This window comes from Bacillus sp. FJAT-27986 (assembly GCF_001685035.1).
Taxonomy (GTDB): domain Bacteria; phylum Bacillota; class Bacilli; order Bacillales; family Pradoshiaceae; genus Pradoshia.
The window spans coordinates 210903-226530 of sequence record NZ_MAYV01000015.1 but is presented as its reverse complement, the minus strand read 5'-3'; the positions used below and the strand labels follow the sequence as shown (position 1 = coordinate 226530).

Genomic DNA, 15628 nt, shown 5'->3' with positions numbered 1-15628 from the left:
CTCTCCTCTGCTTATTATCGTTTTTTCTTCTTACCGGATTTGCGCTTAGCCGCCGGTGCGTTTTCATAAAACTTCTTTTTCTTTCTCGGGCCTTTTTTATCAGAGCTTTCTCCCGGCTTACCTTTGGCCTGTCCTTTAGGACCGCGTTTGTCTCCATTTCCTCCCTGTGGTCTGGAAGAATCCTTGCGGCGGTTTTTACCCGGTTCTGCTTTAAAAATACGTTTTTCACCGGAAACCCGTTCACGATTGTCTTTCATCCCCACAATTTCAAAGTCTATGGTACGCTCATCTTTATTTACATTAATGACCTTTACGGTAATCTCGTCTCCGATTCGGAAAACCTTAGCTGTACGTTCACCAATCATCGCATATTGACGGTCGTCAAAATGATAATAATCATCTGTCATATAGCTGACATGGACAAGACCTTCAATTGTGTTGGATAGCTCAACAAACATACCGAAGTTTGTGACAGAACTGATAATTCCGTCAAACTCTTCGCCAACTTTATCTTCCATGTATTCAGCTTTCTTCAGATCATCCGTTTCACGCTCAGCATCTACTGCCCGTCTTTCCATTGAGGAAGTATGCTGGGCAATCTCACCAAGTCTTTCATTCCATTTTTCCTGCGTCTCTTTGCTTAAATCTCCATTAATTAAATACGTACGAATTAAGCGGTGAACAATTAAGTCCGGATAACGGCGGATCGGTGATGTAAAGTGAGTATAATAATCTGTCGACAATCCAAAGTGTCCCAAGCTTTCAGGATCATATTTTGCTTGCTTCATGGAGCGAAGCATGACTGTCGATACAACCATTTCTTCTGGTTTTCCCTGTACCGCTTCAATGATTTCCTGCAAAGCACGTGGGTGAATGGAATTCGCCGTACCACGAACGATATAACCAAAGTTTACGATAAAGTCGAAGAACTTTCTCAGCTTCTCTTCATTTGGATCTTCGTGGATCCGGTAAAGGAACGGCACGTCCATCCAATGGAAATGCTCAGCCACTGTTTCGTTAGCTGCCAACATAAATTCTTCAATTAATTTTTCTGCAACAGATCGTGTACGAAGAACAACATCGGTTGGTTCTCCATTCTCATCAACAAGGATTTTTGCTTCTTTAAAATCAAAGTCAATGGCTCCTCTGCGCATCCGTTTTTCGCGAAGAATTCCAGCCAATTTCTCCATTTCCTCAAACATCGGAACAAGCGGTTCATAGCGCTCAATCAATTCTGCGTTCTTATCAACAAGAATCTCATTCACATCTGAATACGTCATACGCTCTGTTGTTTTAATGACACTCTGGAAAATCTCATGGGAAACAACAGTTCCTTCAGAATCAATCTCCATTTCACATGATAATGTTAAACGGTCAACACGTGGATTCAATGAACAAATTCCATTTGATAGTCGATGTGGTATCATCGGAATAACTCGATCCACAAGATAGATACTTGTTGCACGCTCTGCCGCTTCCTTATCAATTGGCGATCCTTCGGTTACATAATGAGAAACATCGGCAATATGTACACCCAATTTATAATTTCCATTATCAAGTCTCGTTACTGTAACAGCATCATCCAAGTCTTTCGCATCCGCACCATCAATCGTGACAATCGTTTCATCCCTAAGATCACGACGATTGGCCAGATCTTTTTCATCTATGACTTCAGGTGTTTGATTAGCTTGTTCCAGTGCATCCTCTGGAAATTCTCCTGGCAAACCAAACTTATGAATAATGGATAAAATATCAACACCCGGGTCATTTTTATGCCCTAAGATCGTGATAACTTCACCTTCTGCCGACATTCTGCCTTCTGGGTAATTTGTTATTTTAACAACTACTTTATGACCTTCAACGGCACCGTTCTTCGCCTCGTTAGGAATAAAGATATCATTAGCCATTTTTTTATCATCTGGGATTACAAAACCAATCCCTCTTGTTTCCGTATATGTCCCTACGACATTTTGGACACCGCGGTCAATGATTTTAACAATGGTGCCTTCCCGTCTTTGGCCTGATGATTGTGAAGAAACACGGACCATAACAATATCTCCATGCATCGCATTATTTAACTCATGCGGAGGAATAAAAATATCATCCATGCCTTTCTCTTCAGGTAGCACAAAAGCAAATCCCTTAGCATGACCAGATACCTTCCCTTTTACAAGGTTCATACGTTCTGGCAGTCCATAACGATCAGAACGAGTTCTCACGATTTGGCCATGCTCCTCCATATACACAAGAGCCTTCACAAAATCCTTGAAATCCCCGGAGTCTTCTACCCCCATTGCTGCCTCTAATTCTTGTACGGTCATGGGTTTGTAAGCTTCTTCTTTCATATAAGAATACAGCTTTTCTACATGTTGACGTATCATGTCATCCATCACAAACCCCTCCTTTCTTTCCTTTATCATTGATCTATCTATTAATTTGCCCAATCAAGACTCTCTAAAAACGCAAAAACATCCTGATGAAGCTGATCACGTTCTTTATCCAGTGTTATCACATGGCCTGATTCCTCATACCATTTTAATGTTTTTTGTTCAGTATTTGCAGAATTATAGATAATATTAGCGCTGTCAGTATTGATCATATGATCGTGGCGTGCCTGAGCGACAAAAAGCGGAACATCCACTTGATTCACATGATCTCTTACATTGCCAATCAATTCTTGCAAGGCTTGCAGGGTATTCATTGGACGAAAACAATTCATTTCTGCCTCAATTTGTTCCTGACTTTTACCTTCACGCTTTTTATACTGACGGGCATACTCAAGTACCCCATCATACATAACTTTTTCACTTTTTATATACATAGGTGAACACATGGTAACGATACCCTTAACAGGTACAGTGTAACCTAATTTCAAGGAAAATACCCCTCCTAACGAAAGACCTGCTACCGCAATTTCCTTATGGCCCATTGCCCGCAATCGATCATAGGCTTTCATACAGTCCTTCCACCAATCAGTTGGTCCGAATTCTACCAACTCCTCCGGAGGTACTCCGTGCCCTTTATATTGCGGTGCATGACATGTATATCCCCTGCTTTCAAGATATCGGCCTAACATCCTTACATCAGCGCTATTCCCTGTAAAACCGTGAAGCAATAAGACTGCACGGTTTCCTCCCTCGAATGTAAATGGTTTTGGCTGAGTTAATTTCATATAAAAAATCTCCCTTTGTTAAAACTTATACTATGTACTATTAGTTTACGATGTTAGAGGAACAAAACGCTATTAATATGAACGATTTACACATCAAAAAAGCCTGGCAAAGCTGCCAGGCAATGTTTGTTTTCGCACTATTACTTTGCAAAGAAAGAAACCAGAATGGTTAAAACAAAAAATAATACTGATAAAACAATAGTAGCGCGGTGTAAATATAAATCAAGTCCTCTCGCCTTTTGTTTACCAAAAAGCTGTTCAGCACCACCGGAAATCGCGCCGGATAAACCTGCACTTTTACCGGATTGCAGTAAGACCACAACAATTAAACTAATACATGTAATAACCAATAATACCATGAGCGTAGTATGCAACACGAACAAATACCTCCTAATTACGGTCTTATCAATACTATCACTTTACCATAACCACCTTTTTTTCACAATAACTAACAAGGAGGTAATAGTTAAATTCACCGCAGGCAGGGTATAATCAAATAAGAGGATTCAAAAACCCGGGACAGAGGGGGACATGATTATGTTTACCGATTGGTTATATAAAGTAAATTACATAAATATGATCGGATTTATATTTGGCAGTTTAATGATGTTCTTCGGATGGAATGCCCCCTTAATGGGAGCTCTTTTACTCGCGGCCGGTGTACTATTAATCATTTCTAAACTTAATGGAAGGCCGTTCATCTATTTTATGACCTATTTTGTACATCTATGTTTGATTGGTTTATTGATTTTTGAACTCTTATCTATAGAATGGTTGTCTATTAACCCCATCCTTTTCGTAGTTTGTATAGCAGCACTGATTAGCTTAATAGCAGTCATTATTCGCTCGAATACGAGCACTCTAAGCCTCTTTTGGTTGGCATTACATATCTTAATACTTGCCTATGGATTTATTGGCGAAGGCACTTTCTGGTCGACTGTTTGGAGTCCGGGATCTGTCCAGGTCGTATTTAAAACCTTCTATTCTATATTAATCGCATTTTTCCTGATTGGCGTATTTTTGGACCGTTTTCAAAACGAACTAAGGAGAGAGTACCGCGATAGAAATTAAATGAAAAGACGCTCACTTTTTAGCACCTCAAGTTAGATATAAAATCTAACTTTTGGAGTAAACTAAAAATGGAGCGTCTTTTTTGTTGATTTATTTATACACTTTCACACGATCTTCAATTGGATTGAATTGTTTTTCACCAGCAGGAGCAACTGGTTTACCAAATGGCATTTGGGCGGATAATCTCCAGCTTGCAGGTATATTCCAGGTTGCCTTCACTTCTTCATCAATCAACGGATTGTAATGCTGAAGTGTAGCTCCTAATCCTTCCGCTTCAAGAGCTGTCCAAACGACGAGCTGCAGCATTCCGGAGGCTTCATTAGACCAAATAGGGAATTTATCTGCATATAGATCAAATTGTGACTGCAGCCCCTCTATGACCGATTGATCTTCAAAGAAGAGTACAGTGCCATATCCAGCATTAAACATATCCATTTTTTCCTGAGTGCCACCAAAATTTTCGGCAGGTACGACTTTTCGTAATGTTTCAGTTGTGATACTCCAAAACTTATTACTTTGTTCTCCAAATAATACGACTACTCTTGCGCTTTGTGAGTTAAAGGCAGATGGTGTATGCTTGACGGCGAATTTAACAATCTCCTCTACTCTTTCTTCAGAAATTACCTTTTCATTACTAATCGCATACAGTGAACGTCTTTTTTCAATTGCTGATAAAAATTCATTTGTATTTGTCATGATTTATTCCTCCCCAATGTTTTTATACATACTAAAATCTATTTAGACAGATAACCGAATAGATAAACCAAACGGGTCTGTTGTTACCCAAATTCCATTCTCTTCTCGAACTTCAGCACCTATATTATTCAAACGTGAAATCACTTCTTCTCTTTGTTCATTATTAGGATAATGAATAGTGAATGTTTGGAGTCCCACACTTTCTTTTGAAGCAGCCGGTATATTCCTGCCATTCCATACATTTAAACCGATATGATGGTGGTAGCCACCTGTGGACAAAAACAATGCCTGATTTCCATAACGAGTAACTACATCAAATCCCAATCCCTGGCAATAAAACTCCTCCGCCAGTTCAAGATTGCCAATATGCAAATGAATATGCCCCATTGCCGTATCAGACGGAAGGCCTTTCCACATCGTGTCTTCTCCTGCTGCCAATACTTCTTCTGCCTTCAAAGGCTCCGTAACCATATGAACCTCTTTGTCTTTCCATATCCATGAGGAAGCTGGGCGATCTGCGTAAATTTCAATTCCATTCCCATCAACATCCTGTAAATATAGTGCTTCACTAACATGATGATCTGAAGCACCCAATGGGTAATTAATTTTTGCAATATGATGCAAAAAGCTTCCTAAATCTGCACGTGAAGGCAACAATAAAGCAAAATGGTACAGCCCGGTTTTATGTGCCTCTTTTGGTATAACATTTTCAGGTTGAATCAAAGTTAATAATGGTGTTTCCCCATCAGCTGTTAAAACTGTACGATTCTCCTCTTTCTCCAGCACTTTAAAACCAATGATGTTTTCGTAAAAGGCGAGCGATCTTTCCATATTAAGTATCTTCAATTCAAGACTTTTCACAAACGTATTTGTTTTCTGATGAAAGTTCATATTACTCTCTCCCAAATGGCATTTTGTTTTTTTATAATTTAATCAGTACATAACTTACTTTATGTAAGTAATTATACTTTAGTAATAAATTTATATCAAGTAAATTATTTCCTATAAATAATTATATGATTTTTCAATAATACGATATAATATAGACCAGAGGGGTGATGTAATATGAATCAATCTCACATTTGTCCTAAATTTGAGAAAGCTATGGATATCCTCAGCCGCCGTTGGTCAGGGTTAATTATTTATCAACTGCAATCCGGTCCTCAGCGTTTCTGTACGCTGGAATCCTCAATTGGTATCAGTGGACGAGTACTATCTGAACGGCTAAAGGAATTGGAAAAACAAGGGATTGTCAAACGCGAAGTTTATCCGGAAACGCCGGTCCGAATTGAATATTCCTTAACAGAAGCAGGAGAAGCCATGAAGCCTATGATGCAATCCATTGCAAAATGGGCCAATGAATGGATGAAAAAGGATTCTCCAGAAACTGATCAAAAATAAATGCCGATTGCGCTGGCCGCAATCGGTTTTTTCTTTTTTTGATTGAAATTCATATCAGCCTATAATAAAAAAAAGAGAATAGGAGGTTTCCCTACTCTCCCATCCCTTCATTATTTTTTAATCATCACTTGTTTAGGTGCTGGTTATAAAAAGCCCTAATACAAGCGTTAATTATATACGCTTTCATTTAGAAGCTATGTATTCAGTATCTTTAATTTTTGATCTACTTATATATAAAGTGAAATATTTTAACTTTTCTGATAAACTTAATCAAACGTTTTATTCTAGATAGTAAGTGAAAGTGCAGGACAAATTAGAGAAGAGACAAAGGGGGATCACAGATGGATTATGCATTATTAACATCAGTCATTATTTACATGATTTTAATGCTCGGGATCGGATATTTTGCCTATAAAAGAACATCCAATTTATCTGATTATATGCTTGGCGGCAGAACACTCGGACCTGCCGTAACAGCATTAAGTGCAGGAGCTGCTGACATGAGTGGCTGGCTGTTAATGGGATTACCCGGAGCTATGTACGTATCCGGCCTTAGCGCAGCATGGATTGCCATCGGTTTAACTATAGGAGCCTGGGCTAACTGGATTTATGTAGCGCCAAGACTGCGTACCTATACACAAATAGCCAATGATTCCATTACAATTCCTGGCTATTTAGAGAACCGCTTTGGCGATACCTCAAAAATACTGCGCTTGATTTCTGGACTTGTTATTCTTGTATTCTTTACCTTTTATGTTTCATCGGGGATGGTTTCCGGCGGTATACTATTCCAAAGTACATTCGGGCTTGATTACCATACTGGATTAATAGTGGTTACTCTAGTAGTAGTCGCATACACTTTGTTTGGAGGATTTCTTGCCGTCAGCTGGACTGACTTTGTGCAAGGGATCATCATGTTTATAGCACTGATTCTTGTTCCAATCGTCACTCTTATTGAAGTGGGCGGATTTGGAGAATCAATTGATACAGCACGATCTATCAATCCAGCCTTATTAGATATTTTCAGAGGCACAACGATACTGGGCATCCTTTCTTCCATTGCCTGGGGACTTGGTTACTTCGGCCAGCCTCATATCATTGTCCGCTTTATGGCCATTTCATCTGTTAAAGAAATTAAAAAGGCCCGTCGAATCGGAATGGGATGGATGATTTTCTCTATTATTGGGGCAATGCTGACTGGATTTATCGGGATTACGTATTTCTCACAAAATGGCTCACCATTAGAAAACCCGGAAACGGTCTTTATCGTTTTAGGAGAAGTATTATTTCACCCGATTATTACTGGATTTTTAATCTCAGCTATTTTAGCTGCTATTATGAGTACCATTTCTTCGCAACTTCTCGTTACATCCAGCTCGTTAACAGAAGATATCTACAAAACATTTTTCAGACGATCAGCATCTGATAGAGAACTTGTTTTCTTAGGAAGATTGTCCGTTTTAATTGTCTCGATTGTCGCGTTATTTTTATCCTGGGAAAAGAACTCCACAATTCTCGAACTGGTTGGTTATGCTTGGGCAGGCTTCGGATCATCATTCGGTCCGCTCATCCTTTTAAGTCTCTTCTGGAAACGTATGAATAAATGGGGAGCATTGGCAGGTATCGTTATGGGTGCCTTCACTGTTATTATATGGTCCAGCTTAGGTCTCTCTGATACGCTCTATGAAATGATTCCTGGCTTTGGAGCAAGCACACTTGCTATCATCATTGTCAGCTTACTGACCGCTCCACCGAAGCAAGAAGTGGGTATCCAATACAAGCAATTTAATGATTTAATGAGGCAATAGAAAGTAAAAAGCATTGGGGCGAGCCCCAATGCTTTTTTTTGAAAAATAGCCCCATATGACTGGACTACTAGTCCGCAATTCCCCTCCAACTTTTTTATTAAATTCAATATATTGTCATATTCTCGCTATCTTTTTATCTATGAAAGCGCTATAATTAATTTGTGGGACGATGTACCATAATGTGGAACAGCTTCAAAATTAATTAAAAATTGGAGAGTGGTAACCAGAAGACTTGATTCTGGAAGAGCTGCTACTTGTACTCTTTTAAGCAACCAGCAGTTTGTTCCCAACAACTAAAGTAAAGAGCTTCATTGATTGCTGCACAAAATTTTATAAATTAAATGAAGGAGATGTGAATAATGGAAATAAGATATTCTACTCACCCTGATCATGCGAAAACATTTACAACGGAGGATATCCGTAAACATTATTTAATTGAGGAATTATTTGTACCAGGAGAAATTAAGCTTGTGAATACTATGGAAGACCGAGCTATTGTCGGAGGCATCACTCCTTTAAATGACTCTATTTCTTTAGAGGGTTACGATGAAATTAAAGCAGATTATTTCCTTGAACGAAGAGAAGTCGGAATTTTCAATGTTGGAGGCGGCGGTAAAATTACCGTTGATGGTGAAGTATATGAAATGGAGAATAAAGACTGTTTATATGTTGGCTTAGGCAAAAGAGAGTTAATTTTCACAAGCAACCAATCTGATCAACCGGCAAAATATTATTTGTTCTCTGCCCCTGCACATAAAGAGTATCCTACCCAACATGTAGCATTTAATGATATTGAGGGCGACCGATTAGGATCAGCAGAAAATGCAAATGACCGTGTGATTAGACGAATGATTCATAATGAAGGAATACAAAGCTGCCAAGTCGTAATGGGAATGACGCAATTAAATACAGGAAGCGTATGGAACTCCATGCCAACCCATACACATAACCGCAGAATGGAAGTATACCTATATATTGATTTAGATGAAAATGCGAGAATGTTCCATCTGATGGGTGAACCTACAGAAACTCGCCATATTGTGATGAAAAATGAGCAGGCAGTTATTTCACCTCCATGGTCTATCCATTGCGGAAGTGCTACTAGTAACTATACATTCATTTGGGCGATGGCCGGTGAAAACAAAACCTACAATGATATGGATGCCGTATCAATAGATGAGCTCAGATAATTTTAGGAACAATTTAAAACAATTGCATTAATTTTTCTTCGCCATTCCAAAAAAACACAGATTTTAAAAATAATGTTTAAGGTGGTTTTCAAATGAGTCTAGAAAACTTTTCACTTGATTACTTTAATTTAACAGACAAGGTAGCCATCGTAACCGGCGGCAATACAGGCCTAGGACAAGGATATGCGGTTGCACTAGCGAAAGCCGGAGCAAATGTATTCGTTGTTACCCATAATGATAATTGGAAGGAAACGCAGGACTTAATTGAAGCTACCGGAAGGAAAGCTCATTTTAAACAGGCTGAACTGACGGATAGAGAAAGTATAAAAGAAATAGTTGAAGAATGCGTAAGTGTCTTTGGTCGAATTGATATTCTCGTTAATAACGCAGGAACAATTCGCCGTGCTCCCTTACTTGAATATAAAGAAGAAGACTGGAACGCAGTCATGGACATTAACTTAAATGCTGTTTATTTCCTTAGCCAAGAAGTAGCAAAAGTGATGGTCAAACAAGAAAGCGGTAAAATCATCAATATTGGATCCATGCTTTCCTTCCAGGGCGGTAAGTTTATCCCACCATACACAGCGAGTAAACACGGTGTTGCCGGGTTAACAAAAGCGTTTGCCAATGAATTAGGACAATACAATATTCAAATTAATGCGATTGCACCTGGTTATATTGAAACCGCTAACACTGATCCTATTCGTGCTGATGAGAAACGGAATGCGGAAATTCTATCAAGAATTCCTGCTGGAAGATGGGCTAAACCAGCTGATTTGATGGGAGTCGTTGTGTTCTTGGCAAGTAAAGCATCCGATTATATGAACGGACATATTCTCGCAGTAGACGGTGGTTGGTTAGCGCGTTAAAAAGGGCTTACACCAATTTGAATGGGGCTGATTTCATTGATTACCGGCAATATAGATGACCTGATTGAGCAAAAGAGTCTTGCTGAGAATTTACAATCAAAATTAACATTTTTAAAAGAGTTCGATAGCTCCCAGTACTCTGCTGGGCGCCATGACATTGACGAGAATTTATTTTTCTTCCTCAATGAATATGAAACAAAGGAAGAACCTGACTGTATTTGGGAAGCCCACCGAAAATACCTGGACATCCATTATATTCTTGAAGGCAAAGAAAACATTGCCGTTGACCATATAAATCGTCAACAAATCAAGGAAAATTACGATGAAGCAAAAGATGCTATCTTTCTTGAAGGTGATGTCCAAACGCTTATAGCCATGAATCCAGGTGATGTGATGATTTGTTTCCCAAAAGATTCCCACAAGGTTGGAATTATAACTGAAGAAAAGCAAATGGTTAAAAAAATTGTTCTTAAAGTAAAACGGTAAATCCTAAAATCCCTGGATATGAAGATTCAATCCAACCAAAGAGAATATGTATGTGAACAAGAGAAATCTATCAATCATAGAAAATCATAATTCCAGCTTTATATCCATAAATCTACCATCTTAGACCTTACATAATTGTGACCTCATTTTAATCCGGAAGGTAAGGTAGATCATCATGCGAATTTTAAAGACGATTGAAAAAATCCCAGGCGGGCTCATGCTGGTACCACTATTTTTAGGGGCCATTATACATACTTTTGCTCCAACATCAGGTGAATACTTTGGTTCATTCACAAACGGATTAATGACAGGAACGGTTCCAATCTTAGCCGTTTGGTTCTTCTGTATGGGTGCCGGTATTAATATTAAAGCAACAGGAACTGTATTACGTAAATCCGGAACCCTTGTTATAACCAAAATCGCGGTTGCCTGGCTTATAGCATTAGTGGCATCTATGTTTATTCCTGATGGTGGAATCCAGACTGGAGTTTTCGCAGGATTGTCCGTTCTCGCTTTAGTGGCAGCCATGGATATGACAAACGGCGGACTTTATGCATCCATCATGCAACAATATGGCACCAAAGAAGAAGCCGGCGCTTTTGTCTTGATGTCCATAGAATCCGGCCCGCTTGTAACAATGTTGATTCTGGGTTCAACCGGTCTTGCTGCATTTGAACCACAAGCTTTTGTAGGTGCTGTATTACCTTTCTTACTAGGATTCCTTCTTGGAAACCTTGATTCTGATTTACGCGACTTTTTCAGCAAGGCTACTACTACTATGATTCCATTCTTTGGATTTGCATTGGGTAACTCAATCGATTTAGGTGTTATTCTTCAAACAGGTATTGGAGGAATCTTGCTGGGTGTATTAGTTATTATTATTACGGGTATTCCATTGATACTGGCAGATAAATATATTGGAGGCGGTAACGGAACAGCTGGTCTTGCTGCATCAAGTACAGCAGGAGCTGCTGTCGCCAACCCAATGATCATTGCAACAATGGCACCTGAATTCATGCCTGTTGCTCAATCTGCTACTTCTCTGGTGGCCGCATCTGTTATTGTAACATCGATATTGGTACCAATCTTAACTGCATACTGGGCTCAATATATGAAAAAGAGAAACAAAGATACGATATCACCAGATAGCAAAGCTACCGTTTAATATTCTAGTCCCGGGGGGCAAATGGCTTGCCCCTTCTGGAATGAACAGGAGGATCCTATGAGTAAAATTATCACCGTGGGAGAACCAATGGCCCTTTTTGTTTCTGAAAAAGAAGGTTCATTAGAAACCGCCGACCGTTTTGTTCGTTTTGTTTCAGGTGCCGAGGTTAATTTTTCAATCGGTATGGCACGTTTAGGCCATCAGGTCACCTATATAACCCAATTAGGCCAAGATCCGTTTGGAAAAAGCATAGAAACATTTCTTCAGCAAAATTCGATTAACACCGAATATATTAAATATGATTCAACCCATACAACAGGTATGCAATTTAAGCAAAAAGTTAGTGCTGGCGACCCGGAAGTATTTTCGGCACGGAAAAATTCAGCCGCTTCCCATATGAATCGGGAAACAATCGCTCATATAAACTGGACCGATTATAATCATATTCATTTAACTGGTATACCACCAGCTCTTTCAGGGGGCTGCAGAGATATGGTCTATGAATTAATGGATACAGCAAGAGCCAATGGTGTGCAAATTTCTTTCGACCCCAACCTCCGTCCAGGTCTTTGGGAGGATAAACAAGAGATGGCTGAAATTATCAATGATTTGGCATGTCGCGCAGATATTGTCCTTCCCGGCATTAAGGAAGGGGTACTGTTAACCGGCCAGGATGATGTTCAACATATTGCGAACTACTATCATGCAGCAGGTGTTAAAACCGTCGTTATTAAACTTGGTGAAAAAGGGGCATTTACCAGTTCAGAAGGCGAACGTTTCTATACCGACCGTTTCCCTGTCAAACAGGTTGTTGATACGGTAGGTGCCGGAGATGGCTTTGCAGTTGGGGTAGTAAGCGGTCTATTAGAAGGACTTCCCATCAAAGAAGCTGTAAAGCGTGGAGCCGCAATTGGGGCACTTGCCGTTATGTCTCCAGGAGACAATGATGGACTGCCTAACCATGAAAGTTTACTAGCTTACATGGAGGATTCAATCGCAGAGATTTAAATAAAGGCTCATAAAGAGTAAAGATAATGGCATCCATTATCTTTACTTTTGCTTTTTAAAATGATCAGAATAAATGCCATTCCCTGTAACTCTGCACATGCGCTCCCTAAGAGATTAGATATCCTAATCTCCTAATAGGATCTTTGGATAAAATCAATCAAAGGCGCAGAGATTACTTTTCAGTGTAAACTTCCTATGTATCCCAAGTTTCTAGAGATGGCCATACTGTAGTGTTTCATTTTTTCAATTAGCGTTTCATTAATCAAGTCCATAGTCACGCGATTATTGGGCCCAGATATACTGAAACTCGCGATGATCTTCCCTTTATGATCATAAATAGGCGCCGCAATACATCTTAAGACTTCTTCATTCTCTGAGTTATCCAATGCGTAGCCTTCTATCTTTATTTTCTCGATTTCTTCTAAAAGCTGTTCTTGCGACGTGATTGTAGTAGGAGTCTTAGCAATGAATTCTGTTTTGGAAAGAATAGAATCAAATTTTTCCTGATCCATTCCAGATAATAACACTTTACCGACTGCCGTACAGTACATCGGCGCCCGGCTACCAATACGTGAAAACATGCGAACCGTTTGATTACTTTCTATTTTATCGATATAAACAATCTCACCAAGGTTCTCTATACATAAATGAACCGTTTCATTGACTTCAAGAGATAATTTTTCGAGATAGGGCTTTGCCACTGTGATGACATCATTGTTGTTCAGAAGATTTCTAGATAAAAAGAGAATTTGCAGCCCAAGTTTATACTTATCGGTCTCTTCATCTTTTACAACATAGTTCATATTGGACAAGGTAGTCAGAAGCCTGTGGACGGTACTCTTTGTTAAACCCACCTGTTCGGACAGACGTGTAACCTGGAGACCATTCGGATATTCTGAAAGTTTATTTAATATAGTTAAAGCTCGTTCAATCGATTGAACATTAGACATGATTTTCTACCTCTTTTAGTTGATTTGTATAGAGAGATTCCTGATCAATCGTAAGGTTTCCCAATATCCTGCTCTATCTATAATGATACGGGAACCTACAATTTTTGTAAATTCGAAATAAGAACTATTATAGAAAGATAAAACTCAGCAAGTATGCAAAGAAATGATTACAGTACGAAAAGGAGTGTTCATATTGAAAAAACAAGCAATCTTACAAAAGGTTACGGAATGTGGTGTAGTCGCAGTCGTTAGAGCTAACTCTAAGGAAGAAGCTCGTTTGATATCCGAAGCCTGTGTAAAAGGTGGTATTCAGGGGATTGAAGTGACTTTCACAGTCCAGTCAGCAGACGAGGTCATCAAGGAATTGGTTTCTGTCTATAAAACTAATGAAAAGGTAGTCATCGGTGCTGGAACCGTCCTGGATGCTACTACTGCAAGAATTGCTATTTTAGCAGGTGCCCAGTTCATTGTCAGCCCGGCATTTGATGGGGAAACAGCTAAGTTGTGTAACCTCTATCAAATTCCTTATATGCCTGGATGTATGACGATTACAGAGATGAAAACAGCATTGGAAGCTGGGGTTGATATTGTTAAACTATTCCCTGGAAATGCGTTTGGCCCTGGGTTTATAAAAGCCGTAAAAGCCCCTCTCCCTCAGGTAAATATAATGCCAACCGGCGGAGTGAGTTTAGATAATATTGAAGAATGGATTTCAAATGGCTGTGTTGCTGTCGGAGTCGGCGGCAATCTGTTAGCACCGGCCAAAACAGGCGATTACGATCAGATTACTGAAATCGCAAAGATGTATATTGAAAAGGCTGTAGCAGCAAGAAAAAAATAAGAATTCATTCTATTAACTAAGTTGAACAGTCATCCTTTATAATAAAAGAATAGTTAGAAAAAACCAAATTAGACAGAGGAGGATTCAGATATGCCAACAAATCTCAAAGATACAGTCACCTTACATAATGGCGTTGAAATGCCATGGCTTGGATTGGGCGTTTTTAAAGTTCAAGAAGGTGAAGAGGTTATCCAGTCTGTTAAAGCAGCCATCCAAAATGGATATATCAGCATTGATACAGCTGCCATTTACGGTAATGAAGAAGGCGTAGGCCAAGCGATCAAAGAATCAGGTGTGCCACGCGAGGATTTATTTATTACAACAAAGCTATGGAATAGTGAACAAGGATATGAATCTACCTTAAAAGCCTTCGATGAAAGCATGGAAAAGCTAGGCTTGGATTACTTGGATCTTTATCTAATTCATTGGCCTGGGAAGGATAAATATAAAGAAACATGGAAAGCCTTTGAAAAACTCTACAAAGATGGACGAGTTCGTGCAATTGGCGTAAGTAACTTCCTGGTTCATCACCTTGAGGATTTAATTGCTACAGCTGAAATTAAACCAATGGTGAATCAAGTGGAATTCCATCCTCATCTAACACAAGAGGATCTTCGTGCATATTGCAAAAAAGAAGGAATTCAACTTGAAGCTTGGTCTCCTTTAAAACAAGGACAGCTTTTGGACAATCCAGTTCTTAAAGAAATTGCCGAGAAACACAATAAATCGGTTGCCCAGGTTATCCTGCGCTGGGATCTGCAACATGGTGTCGTAACGATTCCAAAATCAATTAAAGAACATCGCATTATTGAAAATTCCAGTATCTTTGACTTTGAATTATCTGCAGAGGATATGGAAAGAATTGATCAATTAAATCAAGATAGCCGTGCTGGATCTCATCCTGATACAATGAAAGCAGGCTTTGAATTTTAATAATAATCAGGAGGCAGCTTATATATAGGCTGCCTCCT

General features: G+C 39.3%; 16 protein-coding genes. 10 read left to right on the top strand and 6 right to left on the bottom strand.

Features of this window, described 5'->3' with window-relative positions:
- Positions 1–14: 14 nt before the first annotated feature.
- The 3 genes from rnr to secG all read right to left on the bottom strand — a co-directional run bounded on the left by rnr (position 15) and on the right by secG (position 3531).
- Positions 15–2381, bottom strand: a complete 2367-nt coding sequence (gene rnr / locus A8L44_RS12020; RefSeq protein ID WP_441294137.1) for a ribonuclease R — start codon at positions 2379–2381, stop codon at positions 15–17.
- 50 nt (positions 2382–2431) lie between these two features.
- Positions 2432–3172 (bottom strand): alpha/beta hydrolase, encoded by a 741-nt coding sequence (locus tag A8L44_RS12015; RefSeq protein WP_066106279.1) that lies wholly within the window; start codon positions 3170–3172, stop codon positions 2432–2434.
- Positions 3173–3312: 140 nt separating this feature from the next.
- Positions 3313–3531 carry a preprotein translocase subunit SecG gene (secG, locus tag A8L44_RS12010; RefSeq protein ID WP_373925489.1) on the bottom strand — a complete coding sequence of 73 codons (219 nt, stop codon included), beginning with the start codon at positions 3529–3531 and terminating at the stop codon, positions 3313–3315.
- A 178-nt stretch (positions 3532–3709) separates the two neighbouring features.
- Between secG and A8L44_RS12005 the strand changes: the two genes are divergently transcribed.
- The gene (locus A8L44_RS12005) at positions 3710–4243 is read left to right on the top strand and encodes a hypothetical protein (RefSeq protein WP_066106276.1); all 534 of its coding nucleotides are present in this window, start codon (positions 3710–3712) and stop codon (positions 4241–4243) included.
- Between the two features lie 90 nt (positions 4244–4333).
- Here A8L44_RS12005 and A8L44_RS12000 read toward each other — a convergent pair whose 3' ends face one another.
- Together A8L44_RS12000 and A8L44_RS11995 are read right to left on the bottom strand one after the other, a co-directional pair.
- Positions 4334–4939 (bottom strand): nitroreductase family protein, encoded by a 606-nt coding sequence (locus A8L44_RS12000; RefSeq protein WP_066106273.1) that lies wholly within the window; start codon positions 4937–4939, stop codon positions 4334–4336.
- 42 nt (positions 4940–4981) lie between these two features.
- Positions 4982–5830: a VOC family protein gene (locus tag A8L44_RS11995; protein WP_066106270.1), complete on the bottom strand. Its 849-nt coding sequence runs from the start codon at positions 5828–5830 to the stop codon at positions 4982–4984.
- A 174-nt stretch (positions 5831–6004) separates the two neighbouring features.
- On the opposite strand from A8L44_RS11995, the gene A8L44_RS11990 reads away from it, so the two are divergent.
- The 7 genes from A8L44_RS11990 (at position 6005) to A8L44_RS11960 (ending at position 12866) form a co-directional block, all read left to right on the top strand.
- A complete protein-coding gene (locus tag A8L44_RS11990; RefSeq protein WP_066106267.1) occupies positions 6005–6340 on the top strand; it encodes a winged helix-turn-helix transcriptional regulator in 336 nt (111 codons plus the stop codon).
- Positions 6341–6681: 341 nt separating this feature from the next.
- Positions 6682–8148 carry a sodium/proline symporter PutP gene (gene putP, locus A8L44_RS11985; protein WP_066106265.1) on the top strand — a complete coding sequence of 489 codons (1467 nt, stop codon included), beginning with the start codon at positions 6682–6684 and terminating at the stop codon, positions 8146–8148.
- Between the two features lie 359 nt (positions 8149–8507).
- Positions 8508–9338, top strand: a complete 831-nt coding sequence (gene kduI / locus A8L44_RS11980; RefSeq protein WP_066106260.1) for a 5-dehydro-4-deoxy-D-glucuronate isomerase — start codon at positions 8508–8510, stop codon at positions 9336–9338.
- Positions 9339–9430: 92 nt separating this feature from the next.
- Positions 9431–10207: a 2-dehydro-3-deoxy-D-gluconate 5-dehydrogenase KduD gene (gene kduD / locus A8L44_RS11975; RefSeq protein WP_066106257.1), complete on the top strand. Its 777-nt coding sequence runs from the start codon at positions 9431–9433 to the stop codon at positions 10205–10207.
- A 36-nt stretch (positions 10208–10243) separates the two neighbouring features.
- A complete protein-coding gene (locus A8L44_RS11970) occupies positions 10244–10693 on the top strand; it encodes a YhcH/YjgK/YiaL family protein (RefSeq protein WP_066106254.1) in 450 nt (149 codons plus the stop codon).
- A 175-nt stretch (positions 10694–10868) separates the two neighbouring features.
- Positions 10869–11858, top strand: coding sequence for a 2-keto-3-deoxygluconate transporter (gene kdgT, locus A8L44_RS11965; RefSeq protein ID WP_066106251.1), 990 nt, complete (start codon positions 10869–10871; stop codon positions 11856–11858).
- Positions 11859–11915: 57 nt separating this feature from the next.
- A complete protein-coding gene (locus tag A8L44_RS11960; RefSeq protein WP_066106248.1) occupies positions 11916–12866 on the top strand; it encodes a sugar kinase in 951 nt (316 codons plus the stop codon).
- A gap of 179 nt (positions 12867–13045) precedes the next feature.
- Here the strand turns inward: A8L44_RS11960 and A8L44_RS11955 are convergent, their stop codons facing one another.
- Positions 13046–13816: an IclR family transcriptional regulator gene (locus A8L44_RS11955; protein WP_066106245.1), complete on the bottom strand. Its 771-nt coding sequence runs from the start codon at positions 13814–13816 to the stop codon at positions 13046–13048.
- A gap of 193 nt (positions 13817–14009) precedes the next feature.
- On the opposite strand from A8L44_RS11955, the gene A8L44_RS11950 reads away from it, so the two are divergent.
- Positions 14010–14657 carry a bifunctional 4-hydroxy-2-oxoglutarate aldolase/2-dehydro-3-deoxy-phosphogluconate aldolase gene (locus A8L44_RS11950; RefSeq protein ID WP_066106242.1) on the top strand — a complete coding sequence of 216 codons (648 nt, stop codon included), beginning with the start codon at positions 14010–14012 and terminating at the stop codon, positions 14655–14657.
- 90 nt (positions 14658–14747) lie between these two features.
- Positions 14748–15590, top strand: coding sequence for an aldo/keto reductase (locus A8L44_RS11945; RefSeq protein WP_066106239.1), 843 nt, complete (start codon positions 14748–14750; stop codon positions 15588–15590).
- The last annotated feature ends 38 nt before the right edge of the window (positions 15591–15628 follow it).